At 61.7% G+C, this 14,103-nt stretch carries 12 protein-coding genes; all 12 read left to right on the forward strand.

Annotated elements, in window-relative coordinates; all coding sequences use genetic code 11:
- The first annotated feature begins 23 nt into the window (after positions 1-23).
- The 12 genes from H7C19_RS14870 to H7C19_RS14925 all read left to right on the forward strand — a co-directional run bounded on the left by H7C19_RS14870 (position 24) and on the right by H7C19_RS14925 (position 14,097).
- Positions 24-1,016: a phosphate/phosphite/phosphonate ABC transporter substrate-binding protein gene (locus H7C19_RS14870; protein ID WP_185143446.1), complete on the forward strand. Its 993-nt coding sequence runs from the start codon at positions 24-26 to the stop codon at positions 1,014-1,016.
- A 136-nt stretch (positions 1,017-1,152) separates the two neighbouring features.
- On the forward strand, positions 1,153-1,923 hold the full coding sequence (phnC, locus tag H7C19_RS14875) for a phosphonate ABC transporter ATP-binding protein (RefSeq protein ID WP_185143447.1): 771 nt from the start codon (positions 1,153-1,155) through the stop codon (positions 1,921-1,923).
- Positions 1,920-2,717, forward strand: a complete 798-nt coding sequence (phnE, locus tag H7C19_RS14880; RefSeq protein ID WP_185143448.1) for a phosphonate ABC transporter, permease protein PhnE — start codon at positions 1,920-1,922, stop codon at positions 2,715-2,717. The genes phnC and phnE (H7C19_RS14880) overlap by 4 nt, the downstream gene beginning before the upstream one ends.
- Positions 2,714-3,487, forward strand: coding sequence for a phosphonate ABC transporter, permease protein PhnE (phnE, locus tag H7C19_RS14885; RefSeq protein WP_185143449.1), 774 nt, complete (start codon positions 2,714-2,716; stop codon positions 3,485-3,487). The genes phnE (H7C19_RS14880) and phnE (H7C19_RS14885) overlap by 4 nt, the downstream gene beginning before the upstream one ends.
- A gap of 356 nt (positions 3,488-3,843) precedes the next feature.
- Positions 3,844-5,601, forward strand: coding sequence for a sensor histidine kinase (locus tag H7C19_RS14890; protein WP_185143450.1), 1,758 nt, complete (start codon positions 3,844-3,846; stop codon positions 5,599-5,601).
- Entirely contained in the window at positions 5,594-6,631 is a 1,038-nt protein-coding gene (locus tag H7C19_RS14895) for a response regulator (RefSeq protein ID WP_185143451.1), read from the forward strand. Before H7C19_RS14890 ends, H7C19_RS14895 begins: the two co-directional genes overlap by 8 nt.
- A 211-nt stretch (positions 6,632-6,842) precedes the next feature.
- Positions 6,843-7,775, forward strand: coding sequence for an ABC transporter permease (locus H7C19_RS14900; RefSeq protein ID WP_185143452.1), 933 nt, complete (start codon positions 6,843-6,845; stop codon positions 7,773-7,775).
- A 15-nt stretch (positions 7,776-7,790) separates the two neighbouring features.
- Positions 7,791-8,672, forward strand: a complete 882-nt coding sequence (locus H7C19_RS14905; protein WP_246469515.1) for a carbohydrate ABC transporter permease — start codon at positions 7,791-7,793, stop codon at positions 8,670-8,672.
- A 56-nt stretch (positions 8,673-8,728) separates the two neighbouring features.
- Positions 8,729-10,441: an extracellular solute-binding protein gene (locus tag H7C19_RS14910; RefSeq protein ID WP_185143453.1), complete on the forward strand. Its 1,713-nt coding sequence runs from the start codon at positions 8,729-8,731 to the stop codon at positions 10,439-10,441.
- Between the two features lie 103 nt (positions 10,442-10,544).
- Positions 10,545-12,185, forward strand: coding sequence for a hypothetical protein (locus H7C19_RS14915; RefSeq protein ID WP_185143454.1), 1,641 nt, complete (start codon positions 10,545-10,547; stop codon positions 12,183-12,185).
- Between the two features lie 20 nt (positions 12,186-12,205).
- Positions 12,206-13,156 carry a DUF1861 family protein gene (locus H7C19_RS14920; protein ID WP_185143455.1) on the forward strand — a complete coding sequence of 317 codons (951 nt, stop codon included), beginning with the start codon at positions 12,206-12,208 and terminating at the stop codon, positions 13,154-13,156.
- A 314-nt stretch (positions 13,157-13,470) separates the two neighbouring features.
- On the forward strand, positions 13,471-14,097 hold the full coding sequence (locus H7C19_RS14925) for a LysE family translocator (RefSeq protein WP_185143456.1): 627 nt from the start codon (positions 13,471-13,473) through the stop codon (positions 14,095-14,097).
- Positions 14,098-14,103: the final 6 nt, after the last annotated feature.

Below are 14,103 nucleotides of genomic sequence, written 5' to 3' on the forward strand. Positions count from 1 at the left end.
AAAGCTTGGTGTGGAGGGTTACTATGTTAAAGAGATTTACCGTTCTCGTAAGCATTATGGCAGTAGTCGCGTTGCTGCTGGCCGGTTGCGGCAGCAAAAACAATAACGCTGGAAACAGCGCATCTCCGAGCGACAGCGCGTCGCCTAGCGCCAGCGCATCGCCGTCTCCCGAAGCGTCGGCTCCGGCCGGCTACGTGCCGAAGACTCTCACCGTTCAATTCGTGCCTTCGCAAAACGCGGATACGCTGGAAGCCAAGGCGAAGCCGCTCGAGAAGCTGCTGAGCGACAAGCTGGGCATCGACGTCAAAGTCAGCGTGTCCACCGACTATAACACCATCATCGAAGCGATGGCGTCCAAGCAAGTCGACGTCGGCTTCCTGCCTCCGACCGCTTACGTGCTGGCGAAGGACAAAGGCGCGGCCGAAGTCATCCTGCAAGCCCAGCGTTTCGGCGTGAACGACGAGACTGGCGCGCCTACGGATCAGCTCGCCGACTCTTACAAGTCCATGATCATCGTGAAGAAGGATTCCCCGATCAAGACGATCGAAGACCTGAAGGGCAAGAAGATCGCTTATCAGAACGTAACGTCTTCCGCAGGTTATGTATGGCCGGCCGCGCTGCTGATGGATCACAAGCTGGACCCGCTGCATGACGTGACTCCGGTCACGGTCAAGGGTCACGACCAAGGCGTCATCGCCGTGCTGAACGGCGACGTGGATGCCGCGGCGATCTTCCAAGACGCGCGCAACACCGTGAAGAAGGACTACCCGACCGTCTTCGAAGATACCCGCGTGCTGTCCTTCACGGAGCCGATCCCGAACGACACGATCTCCGTCCGTTCCGATATGGACGCAGATTTCATCGCCAAGCTGAAGCAAGCCTTCATCGACATCGGCAAGAGCGAAGAAGGACACGCCATCATCAAGGATATCTACACCCACGAAGGCTACGTCGAGTCCAACGACGGCATCTTCGACATCGTCCGGCAATACAACGCGAAGGTGAAGACCGAGTAATCGGCCTTAAGCTTCCCGTCTCCGCCGCTTGGCCCGATCGCTTTTCCGACAGCCAGCCGAATGTCTATTCGCTGGCTGATCTTTTATTTTCGGCCTTCCCGATCCCACACCGAATGCGCAAAGGACTGATGGATCCATGATCGAACTTCGCAACGTGTCCAAGATCTATCCGAACGGCACCAAGGGCTTGAACAACATCAATTTGACCTTCGGCAAAGGCGAGTTCGTCGTCGTCGTCGGTCTGTCCGGCGCGGGCAAGTCCACGCTGCTCCGATCCATCAACCGGCTGCACGAGATCTCGGAAGGCGATATCCGGATCCAGGGCCAGTCGATCACCGCGGCCAAGGGCGTTCAGCTGCGCCGCATCCGCCGCGGGATCGGCATGGTCTTCCAGAGCTTCAACCTGGTGAAGCGTTCGTCGGTGCTGCGCAACGTGCTCGCCGGACGGGTCGGCTATCACTCGACGCTGAGGACGCTGTTCGGCTTCCCGAAGCATGACGTCGAGCTGGCGCTGCAGGCGCTCGGCCGGGTGAACATCGCGGAGAAGGCGTATACCCGCGCCGATCAGCTGTCCGGCGGCCAGCAGCAGCGGGTCGCGATCGCCCGCGTGCTGGCGCAGGAGGCCCAGATCATCCTGGCCGACGAGCCCGTGGCCTCGCTGGACCCGCTGACGACCAAGCAGGTGATGGACGACCTGCAGCGGATCAATCAGGAGCTGGGCATCACGACCATCGTCAACCTGCATTACATCGACCTTGCACGCGAGTATGCGACGCGCATCGTCGGCCTGCGCGCCGGCGAAGTGGTCTTCGACGGGCCGGTCTCCGAAGCGACGGACGAGCGGTTCGCCGAGATCTACGGCCGCCCGATTCAGCGGGACGAGCTGCTCGAGGTCGCGCAGCCATGAACGGCACCCCGACGCCGTCCGCCGCGCTGCCGAAGCCGCCTCGCAAGCTTAAGCACCTGCTCACGCTCGTGCTGGTCATCCTCCTGCTGTGGGGCAGCGCCCACCGGATCGAGGCTTCCTTCGGAAGGCTGTTCAAGGGCTTGCCCAACATGTGGGATCTCATCGCCGAGATGTTCCCGCCGAAGTGGACCTACTTCGACAACGTGGTCCAGCCGATGCTGGACACGATACGCATGGCGATCGCCGGGACGACGCTGGGCGCGATCGTCGCGGTGCCCATCGCCGTGCTGGCGGCCAGCAACATGGTCCGCTCGCCATGGATCTACCAGTTTTTCCGGATCGTCCTCAATCTGCTCCGGACGGTTCCGGACCTGCTGCTGGCGGCGCTCTTCGTGGCGATCTTCGGTCTCGGGATGATTCCCGGCATTCTCGCGCTGGCGGTGTTCTCGGTCGGCCTGATCGCCAAGCTGACCTACGAGTCGCTGGAGACGATCGACCGCGGACCGATGGAGGCGATGACCTCCGTCGGCGCGAACAAGCTGCAGCTCATCCTGTTCAGCGTCGTGCCGCAGATGATCCCGTATTTTATCTCTTACGTGCTGTATACCCTGGAGATCAACGTGCGCGCGGCCGCCGTGCTGGGACTGGTCGGGGCCGGCGGCATCGGCCTCTACTACGAGAAGACGCTGGGCTTCCTGGAGTATGACAAGACCAACGCCATCATTCTGTTCACGCTGGCTATCGTACTGGCGGTAGACTATCTAAGCACGAAGCTGCGGGAGAAATTGCTATGAATCGTAAACGTTGGGTTCGCTGGCTGATCTTTGCGGTCATTGTCCTGATCTATGTTTGGACCTTCTGGGGCCTCCCCTTGTCGGGCATCAAGGAGACGGCCGGCCAGATTACGCGCTCCATCTTCCGCGGCCTGTTCCACCCCGACTGGGGTTACGTCTATTTGCCGGACGGCGAGGACCTGCTGCGCGGCCTGCTGGACACGCTCGCCATCGCGGTGCTCGGCACGTTCATCTCCGCGATCCTGTGCGTCCCGTTCGCCTTCTGGGCGTCGGCCAACCGGGGCAAGTCCAGGGTGCACTCCGGGACGGGCAAGGTCATCCTGAGCGTCGTCCGGACGTTCCCGGAGATCATCCTGGCGCTCTTGTTCATCAAGGCGGTCGGCCCCGGCTCCTTCGCCGGCGCGCTGGCGCTGGGCCTGCACTCGATCGGCATGCTCGGCAAGCTGTTCGCCGAGGAGATCGAGAACATGGACGCCGGACCGACGGAGGCGCTCATCGCCACCGGCGCGAGCCGAATGCAGATTCTATGGTTCGCGATCCTCCCGCAGGTGCTGCCGGGCTTCCTGTCCTATACGCTGTACCGCTTCGAGCTCAACGTCCGATCCGCTACGATCCTGGGCATCATCGGCGCGGGTGGGATCGGGACGCCCCTGATCTTCGCGCTCAACACGCGGCACTGGGACCGGGTCGGCATCATTCTGCTCGGCATCATCGTCACCGTGACGCTGATCGATCTCGCGTCCGGTTACTTCCGCCGCAAGCTGGCCTAATTCCAGCATTCACAGACAACGCCAAGCGCAGGCCGCTTGGCGTTGTTTGATGTCCCGCCCCCACGGGCGAGCTTTTTGTCCCGCCCCGGGGAATTTTTTGTTCCGCGCGCCGCCGCTCGAAGAAAATAAGCGCATGTGAACATACGAGTCGGTTCCGGGAAGCGGCGTTCAACCCGTACAATGGTCCACAAAGACTGAGTAGGGGATGACCGATATGACCGTTCTCCGTACCGAATCCAATCCGATCCTGAAGCCCGGGGAGGGCCTCGATTCTTAGCTCTCACCGGCACGGGCAGGCGCGACTTGCTCGTGCTTTTGCCGTTTTTTTGCGGTACGCTAGACCGGGGGGGAGAGAGATGACATTCGCGCAAGGACGGCGCCGGCTGCGGTCGCTATGGCCCAAGACGCTCCGAGAAAGACTCATCCTCCTGCTCGTCGTCGTGACCATCACGCCGATCCTGCTGATCGGCGTCACTTCCTACCATTGGATGTACCAGGTGCAGATCGAGAAGAGCAGCCTGAGCGATCAGTCGATCGTCAACTACGAGAGGGACGCGTTGGACAAAGCGTTCACGAACCTGGCCAGCGTATCGCAGCTCCTGGTCATCAACGGCGGCCTCGGGGACGACGTGATGGATTACCTGGAGACGGAGGACCCGCTGGAGAAAACCAGACGTTTCCTCTCGATCGACAAGTCGCTGACCAACATCGGGTATTCCAATCCGATCATTAACGCCGTGTTCTTCTATATCCCGGCGTACGAGAGCCGCATTCAGTTCGAGACGGCTCCGCTGAAGCCGGAATGGATCGGGACCCGGCTCGAGGAGATGCCCTTCGAACGATTCTATCAAGCCAATCAGCTGTCCTATTACGGCCCGCACCCGTCGGTCCTGTACGCACACGACGACCTGGTCGTCTCCTTGCTGCGCAAGATCGAATACGGGGTGGGCAAGCACTATTACGTCTATCTGGAGACGAAGTTTAACGATCTCGTCCATTCCCCGTCGGACAATGCCCAAGGCTCGCAGCGCAAGCAGATTCTGTCGCGCGCGGACGGGACGATCCTGTACAGCGATCTGCCCGATTATCGGGCGGGCGAGCCGATCGATGACCAGGGCGGCAGCTTCAAGGGCTACGAGCCCTTCGTCGCCGCGGGGTCGGCGGGGTGGAAGCTGCATCTGCTCGTGCCGACCTCTGAATACAAGAAGGAAGTGAATCTCTGGCAGAACCAATTCTTCCTGATGGCGGCGCTGTCGTTCTTCGTCACCGTCGCCGCGGCGGCCTACATCCTGCGGATGGTGAACCGTCCGCTCCGCCAGATCAACCACGAGATCGCGCGGTTCAGCTACAATCAGACCGAAGGCCCGTCGCTGCGGACGCCGCTGCAGGAATTCGACATGCTGTTCACGAGCTTCCGGAAGATGAGGGAGAACATCGTCGAGCTCATCTACGAGGTGGAACAGAAGGAGAAGCGGAAGGCCGAGCTGGAGGTGGAGAAGCTGATGTCGCAGATCAACCCGCACTTCCTGCACAACTCGCTCAACACGATCCAGTGGCTGGCCCGTGCGAACGGCCAGACGGAGATTTTCAATCTGGTCAAAGTCTTTTCCCGGGTGCTCCATTATAATCTAGCTAAGAGCAGCATGATCGTGACGATCCGCGAGGAGCTCGGGGCTCTGCAGGACTACATCGAGCTGCAGAACGTCCGGTACGATCAGCGGTTCGGCGTCCATGTCGATTGCGAACCGGAGATGCTGGACGTGCCGATCCCCCGATTCATCCTGCAGCCGCTCGTCGAGAACGCGCTCTACCACGGCCTGATGAGCGAGCAGGGCTGCATCTTCGTAACGATCAAGCGCTGCGAGGCTTACCGGATCGGCATCGTCGTCTCCGACAACGGCAAGGGCATCCCCCCGGACAAGGTGGCGCAGCTGCTCGAAGGGGGCGAACGGACCAAGTCGGGACTCGGCATCGGCCTGAATTACGTCAAGAAGATGCTCGAAGTCTACTACGATCACGAGGCCGTCATGGAGATCGTCAGCGCGATCGACGAAGGCACGACGATCACGATCACGATCCCGGATCGGATATTAGGCGGTGAAGACCATGATTAAAGCATTCATCGTAGAGGACGAGCCGCTCGTCCGCAGAGGCATCCGCAGCATGCTGCCGCTCGGCGACTACGGCATGGAGTGGGTCGGGGAGGCGTCCAGCGCGGAGGAAGCGCTGGAAGCGCTAGAGCGGAGCGACATCGACCTGCTCTTCACCGACATCTCGATGCCGGGGATGGACGGGCTGGAGCTGGTGCGGACGATCAAGTCGAAGCACCCCCGCGTGCGCTCGGTCGTGCTGACCTGCCACCAGGAGTTCGACTACCTGCAGCAGGCGCTCCGTCTCGGCGCGATCGACTATATGGTCAAGACGCAGCTGGACGACGACTCCGTCGTGGAGCTTCTCGAGCGTCTCGCGAAGCAGTTCGAGCAGGCGCCGCTGAGCGAGCGGCAGGCGGACGCGCGTCGCGGCGACGATCGGGAGGAATTGCTTGACGGCTGGCGCCGCATGATCTGGTTCATGGACGACGCGGAGTACAACGCCATCTCGGGCTTCGTGCTGCAGTCCTGCCAGGCGGCGGAGTGGCGGGCCGTCCTGGCGGAGGCTTGCGAAGCGTGGCTCGCGAAGTGCCCGTCCCTGGAGAAGCTGAAGCCGCTGCTGGCGGAGCTGGACGGCAAGCGCGCCATGCACGATCTGGGCGTGTGGGCGAGGGCCGTCCGCGCCGAAGTTCAGAAGCTCCTGCGCAACACGATGTACTCCGAAGAAGTCATTCACGCCATTCTTCGGGCGGTCGACCTGCTGAACGAGCACACGGGAGGCAAGATCAGCCAACCCGACATCTGCCGGGCGATCAATATGAGCATCAGCTACTTCAGCAAAAGCTTCAAGGAGATCGTCGGGCTGTCGTTCGTGGTCTACGTGCAGGAGATCAACATCCGATCGGCGCAGCGGCTGCTGCAGACGACCAACGCCCCGATCTACCAGGTGTCGGAGCAGGCCGGATTCCACGACGAGAAGTACTTCGGCAAGATCTTCCGGCAGAAGACGGGGCTGACGCCCAGCGAGTACAGGCTGCGGTTCAGAGAGCAATAGGCGCGCGGCGAGAGAGCCGATCGTCCGGACGAGGAAATACTTCGCCGGCACGGTCGGTTTTTTTGTTTTTCCCGTCGCTTCTTGCAAGAAAACACGCGGAATCCGAGAAATCGCTGTGTACTTGTCGCGGATGCGATGCGCTTACAATAGGGATACGGATCGATCGCCGGGGGCCGCCGCGCGGACCCGGCGACGGGGTGGAGGTTGAGGGATGAGCAAGACCGGCATCAAACACAAAGGGCTTCGGGATCTGGCGCGCAACCGGTACTTGTACGCGCTCGCCGTTCCGGCCATCGTATTCAGCATCGTCTTCGCCTATCTGCCCATGCTCGGCGTCGTCCTCGCGTTCCAGGACTTCAACCCGCTGAAGGGACTGTTCGGGAGCAAGTGGATCGGACTCGACAACTTCAGGTTCTTCTTCAGAGGCCAAGACTGGCTCATCATCACGGGCAATACCGTGATGTACAATCTGCTCTTCATCGTCACGGGCACGATCCTGTCGCTCGCGTTCGCGATCATGCTGACGGAGCTAGGGAAGAGCGTCATCGTGCGGGTGATGCAGTCGGTCATGATCCTGCCGAACTTCATCTCCTGGCCCATCATCGGCCTGTTCTCGGTCGCGTTCTTCACGGCGGACACGGGCGTCGTCAACCGATTCCTGAGCGCGATCGGCGCGCGCGACATCGCGTTCTACTCGGACGACAAGGCGTGGCCGTTCATCCTCGTGCTCCTGAACATCTGGAAGACGGCGGGCTTCGGCGCGATCGTCTACATGGCCGCGATCGTGGGCATCGACAAGGGGCTGTACGAGGCGGCGAGGATCGACGGAGCCTCCCGGTTCCAGAGCATCTTCCGGATCACGCTGCCGATGCTGAAGAGCACGATCGTCATGCTGTTCCTGCTCAGCCTGGGCAACATTTTCGGAGGCAATCTGGAGATGATCTACTCGCTCGTCGGGGACAATTCGTTCCTGTTCGGGACGACGGACACGATCGACACCTACGTGTTCCGGGCGCTGCGCACGGCCGGCTCGCTCGGCATGACCCAGGCGATCGCGCTGTACCAGTCGCTCGTCGGGTTCGTCCTGGTCGTCGCGGCGAACAAGATCGCGGGCAAATTGGATAAGGACTCGGCGCTGTTCTAAGGGGGGAAGCCGGCTTTGAAAAATTCGATAAGCGATAAATGGATGTCCGCCGTCTTCTACGTGCTGATCGGCTTGTTCGCCATCGCGTGCCTGTATCCGTTCCTGCTCGTCATCGCGAGCTCCCTGACGCAGGAATCCGCGCTGCTGCGGGATGGCTACAAGCTGCTCCCGCAGCAATGGTCGGGCGCCGCCTACCGGGCGATCTTCACGACGAGCACGATTCCGAAGGCGTACCTGGTCACCATCTTCGTCACGGTCGTCGGGACGGCGCTCAGCATTCTCGTGACGAGCATGGCTGCGTATGCGCTGTCCGGACGCAGATTGCACTACGCGGGGCATCTCTCCTTGTTCTTCTACTTCACGATGCTGTTCAGCGGCGGCATGGTGTCGAACTACATCCTCACGACGAAGTATCTGCACCTGCAGAACTCGATCTGGGTCTATATCCTGCCTGCGCTGCTGTCGCCCTGGAACTTGTTCCTGATGCGCAACTTCTTCAATGACCTGCCGAAGGAGCTGTTCGAGTCGGTCAAGATCGACGGCGCGGGCGAGATGCGGATCCTGCGCTCGATCGTGCTGCCGCTGTCGCTGCCGGCGATCGCGACGATCGGCTTGTTCTATGCGCTCGGGTACTGGTCCTCTTGGACGCCCGCCATGCTGTACATCGACAATCCGAATCTCTTCTCGCTGCAGTACATCATCATGCAGATCATCCGCAACGTCGACATGGCGCAGACGATCGCGGTATCGGGGTCTCCATCCGCCTCGCAGGTCGCGCCGGCCTACACGGTCCGGCTCGCGACGGCCGTCGTCACGATCGGCCCGATCATTTTCCTCTATCCGTTCCTGCAGCGATACTTCGTCGGGGGCTTGCGGGTAGGGGCCATCAAAGGCTGAACACGGCCGGGAGGCCGGTTGGCATATCGATTGATACCTTTAGGGGAGGGTTTCGCTTGAAAAAGAAAAGAGTCCAAACCGTATCCGGCGTATTCGCGGTCAGTCTGGTTGCGCTGTCGCTGGCTGCCTGCTCCGGCAACAAGGAGAACGGCGCCGATTCATCCGCGTCCGGCTCCGCATCGCCAACCGCATCCGCGACCGCGTCCGGAGAAGCCTCCGGCGCCAAGCTCGATCCGGTCACGCTGAACGTCATGCTGTGGGGCGACAAGCCGAAGCAGTTCGACGACGTGGTCGCCGAATTCGAGAGACAGACCAAAGATTCGCTGAACGTCAAGCTCAACGTCACGTTCACCCCGCAAGCGGACTATATCAATAAGCTGAAGCTCAAGCTGTCGGCGGGCGAACAGGTCGACATCGCCTTCGACGCGCCCTGGATGAACATGAACACGTTCATCGCGCAGGACAACTATACGAATCTCGACCCGTACTTCAAGAACGACAAGTATCCGGGCCTCAAAAAGGCGTTCGGCGACGGCTTCCTGGGCAACAACAAGTTCGCCGGTCCGGACGGCCAGCTCCACACGTACGGCGTGCCGCTCGGCCAATACCTGGGCGACTTGTCGGTCATCTACTACCGCAAGGATCTGGCGGCGAAGTACGGCATGGCCGACCTCAAGACGTACGAAGATCTGCAAGCCTACTATGACAAGGTGCTGGCGAACGACAAGAACACGATCCCGTTCGTCGTGAAGAACGACGGTCAGTACGGCGCGGTGACGGCGATCCAGGGCAACACGGACCAGCCGTTCAAGTTCCGGTCCAACCTGTGGGACGTGAACCTGGGTCCGAACGTGATCGCAACCGCCCAGATCGAGAACCGCAAGGTCGTGAACGTCACGATTACGGGCGACAGCACGGACAACATCGCGAAGCTCCCCGCGCCGTTCGACAAGCCGGACTACAGCACCGACGTCGCCATTCGCGAATGGCACGACAAAGGCTACATCGAGAAGGAGCCCATCGTCCGCAAGGATGCGCGCGGCACGTTCACGGCCGGCAAGGGGGCGTCCATGATGGAGGGGCTGTCCAACTTCGATACGATCAACGCGCAGCTGAAGTCGGGCGTGCCGACGGCGGAGCTCGGCGTCTTCGTGACGCAGAAGACGGCGCGCGAGCAGGTGCAGCCGAACCCGTACCTGATCTCGGACTTCCGGGTGTGGAACTTCCTCGCGATCCCGAAGACGTCGGCCAACGCGGACCGGGCGATGGCCTTCCTCGATTGGATCTTCCAGAGCCAGGATAACCACGACTTGTTCGAACTCGGCATCAAGGGCAAGAACTGGGAGCCGGTCGGCGACGACAAGTTCAAGTATCCGGACGGCGTCGATCTGACGCAGAACTACAACTTCCCGGGCTACATGCTGACCTGGAATCCGACCTATATCCGTTTGTCGGCGAACGTACCGGATGAGCTGGTCTCCTCCTACCGTTATCTGGCGGATGAGAAGACGTACGTCAAGTCGGCGCTCGCGGGCTTTGCCTTCAATCAGGACGCGGTGAAGAACCAGCTGGCGAATCCGGACTTCACGACGCTCACGAACGAGCAGCTGTCGTTCAAGCTCGGCATGGTAGCCGATCCGGCGGAAGGACTGGCGAAGCTGCAGAAGAAGTGGGACGGCAACAAGCGTCTGCAGAAGGACATCGCGGACATCAAGGCCGAGCTGACCAAGCAGCTTCAAGCGTTCCTCGACCAGCAGCCTGCCCAGTAACCGATGGAGAGGCGGCATTGCGAGCAGGCGCAATCTGCCGCGATCCGCCGCTTCCCGACGTTTTCCCTTCGTCCAACCCTTCGCTTAGAAAGGCTGTTGCCTCATGATTCGGAGAGTCCAGCTCATGCCGGATAAGCCCGCGCCGTACTTCATGCGGGACTGGCGGCGCGTCGCCGCGCAGTACGACAAGCTCGCGTTCGACTTTGAGACGCAAGGGGAGTTCCGCCCCCTCATCTGGTGGGATCAGTCGCGGCGCAACGGCGTGCGTCGGGCGTTCGGGCTGCCGTCCTACCTGGGCGCTCCCCGCAAGGGCGGACGCCACGAAGCGATCAACACCGCGGCGGCCGTGCTCGGCGCCACGTTAGTCGGGATCGACAAGCAAGATCAAGACGGGCATGACTGGGTATCGATGCTCTCGGCCTACTACAACGTAGACAACGGCGAAGCGCTGTTCCTGAACCGGACGAACGTCAAGGCGGGGCGGACGTTCTGGTACGAGATCTATCCCCATGTGCTGCTCTATTCGCTATCCTCCTATTATCCGGCCGCCGAACGGCTGGAAGAGCTGATGCGTCTGACGGCGGACCGGTGGCTGCTCGCCTACGAGGCGCTGATCGACGCGTCGGGTCTGCCGGACTTCGACCATCTGGCCTTTAACTTCAAGACGATGCGGCCGGTAGACAACGGCCGCTGGCGCGAGCCGGAGGCGGCGGCGGGCGTCGCCTGGCTGCAGCTGATGGCGTATGCGAGATGGGGCGGCCGCGAGCGGCTCGCCGCCGCGGAAGGCTGCCTCGCCTTCCTGGAACGGCGAGATCGCAATCCGTTCTACGAGATTCTGCTGCCCTACGGGGCGTACGCGGCGGCGCGGATGAACGCCGAGCACGGCGCCTCGCACGATGTCGCGAAGCTCGTCAACTGGGTATTCGACGGCGACAGCGAGTGCCGGCCGGGCTGGGGCGTCGTGGCGGAGCGCTGGGGCGGGTACGACTGCCACGGCCTCGTCGGCAGCCTGACGGACTGGGGCCAGCGCTGGGATCGGAAGCGGAACAACGCGTCCTTCGAGCTCGATCCGCAGCGGAGCGGGTACGCCTTCGCGGCCAACACGTTCTCCGTCGCGGCGGGACTCGTGCCGCTCGTCCGCTACGATGCACGATTCGCGAGAGACATCGGCAAATGGATGCTGAACGCCGCGAACGCGGCCAGACTCTTCTATCCGCGCGCGCTGCCGGGTAAGAAGCAGTCCTGCGCCTTCTATCGGGGGGACGAGGAGGACGTCATCGCCTACGAAGGGCTGCGCAAATGGTGGGATCACCAGAGCCCTTACGCCACGGGAGACGCGATCCGCTACAGCTGGGGCTCGATCGACCTCGGACTGTACGGTTCCTCGCATGCGGGGATCTTCGGCGGCATCATCGCGCAGACCGAGGTCGAAGGCATTCTGCGCCTCGATTGCCTGCGCACCGATTACTATCATGCCCAGGCCTATCCTACCTATCTTTATTACAATCCGTATCCGGAGGCGCGGGAGATCCGCGTCGACGTCGGCGAGGCGCCCATCCGCCTATACGATGCGGTGTCGCACGCGTTCGTGACGGCAAGCGCGTCGGGAACGGCCGTCTTGACGCTGCCGCCTTCCGCCGCCGTGCTGGCGGTTCACGTCCCCGCGCGCAGTCTGGCGGCCGACGCGGGAGGCCGGCGATTCGCGGACGGCGTTATCATTGACTATCAGATTCCGCAATTCTAGCATCGGAGGACATGGGGCTTATGCTGCTTGAACTAACCCAAACCCAAACCTGCGCGCAATTGATCGAGGCCTTCGAGCGCCAACCGCCGAACGGGGCGGGCGAGAAGCTTCGCTTCGAAGGCGTAGACGGGCGAGACGTCTACAACATCACCGCGATATTCGAGGACCAAGGCATCCCCATCCTCGCGGGGCGCGTGGAAGGCCGAGACACCGAATTTTCCGAGGTCGTCTTCTTCCGCCAGGAAGGGGAGGCGTGGGTCCCGCATCCGGATCTGCCGTCCTATGGGCTGCAGGATCCGTTTTTCACCCGCATCCGGGACGAGCTGATCTTCGGCGGCGTCGACGTGATCGCCGATCCGCACGATCCGAGCGAGATCGTCTCCTGGGTGACGCGCCTGTACCGGGGGACGTCGCTCGCAGATCTGCGTCTCGTTTTCACGGGGCCCGACCATATGAAGGACCTGCGCGTCGTCGAGCTTACGGACGGCAGGATCGGGGTGCTGACGCGGCCGCAGGGAGCCGCGAAAGGCGGACGGGGGCAGATCGGATTTTTCACGGTCGACGCGCTCGAGCATCTGACCGTGCAGGCGGTGCTGGACGCGCCCGTCTACGAGGACCAGTTCGTCCGGGAGGAGTGGGGCGGAGCCAATGAGCCGCGCCTGCTCGCCAACGGCTTGATTGGCGTACTCGGCCATATCGCCTGCTATGACGCGTTGGGAGACCGGCACTACTATGCGATGACGTTCGCCATCCGCCCGGACACGTCCGAGCGGACGGCCATGAAGATCATCGCGCGGCGCGGCAGCTTCCCGCCGGGAGCGGCCAAGCGCCCGGATCTGACGGACGTCATCTTCAGCGGCGGCTTGGTGCGCAAGCCGGGCGGCCTGGCGGACCTCTACGTCGGGGCGAGCGACGCCGAAGCGTACCGGATCGAGATCGAAGATCCGTTCCTGGAGTACGAACGGCTGTAATCCTGCAGTACGAACGGGCGTAGCCCGTGTGCGAACGGATGCAATTCTGAAATGGGAACGGCTGTAAACGGGCAATGGTAAATCGCAGCAGGGGCTGTCCCAACAGGTCATAAACGGACCTAGGGACAGTCCCTTTAGCCTTACTGCGGCATATGTAAACTGCCTACATGGGCGGTCGGCGAGCTGGAGCGGCGAATGTGCGGAAATAATAGGGGAGCGATATTTACACGTTTCTGGATGGTAGTGTATGGTATAGTCACCATTGATTTGGTTGTTGCTTCGTTCAACTACACGTTCGCAGGAGGGAAACCGTTATGTTTGCGTTTTCGGCCCTAGCCGCATTTGTGGTCGTCGTACTGGGGCTATTCTTGATTCCGGGACCGGCCGTACTCCTTACGATCACCCGTACCGTCCAAGGAGGCCGCAAAGGCGGGATCATGACCGGCCTTGGCATCGCCACCGGCGATCTGATTCACACCTTGTTTGCGGCAGTGGGGCTTTCCGCGATTTTGATGACGTCCTCGCTCGCGTTTAATTTTGTGAAATACGCCGGCGTCGCCTATCTGCTGTACCTGGGCATCAAGGCGATCCTGGAGAAGCCCGCAGACCCCGAACTTCCGAAGATCCCGCCGGTCTCGCCGCGGAAGGCGTACGGGCAAGCCATCATGATCGAAGTGCTCAACCCGAAGACCTCGCTGTTCTTTCTGGCGTTCTTGCCGCAGTTCGTGCATCCGGATCGCGGGTCGTCGATCGTGCAGTTTCTGGTTCTTGGCTTGATCTTCGTGCTGTTAAGCGCGATCTATACCACCGTCATCGCGGTCAGCGTCCGAGCCTTGGGCCGGGTGGTCAAGCGCGTATCGTGGATCGGACGCCTGAGCGGCAAGATCGTCGGGACGATCTATATCGGCCTTGGCGTGAGGGTCGCGCTCCAGCAGCGCTAGGCGGGC

Origin of the sequence: Cohnella nanjingensis (assembly GCF_014212125.1) — a bacterium.
In the GTDB taxonomy this organism is placed as follows: domain Bacteria; phylum Bacillota; class Bacilli; order Paenibacillales; family Paenibacillaceae; genus Cohnella; species Cohnella nanjingensis.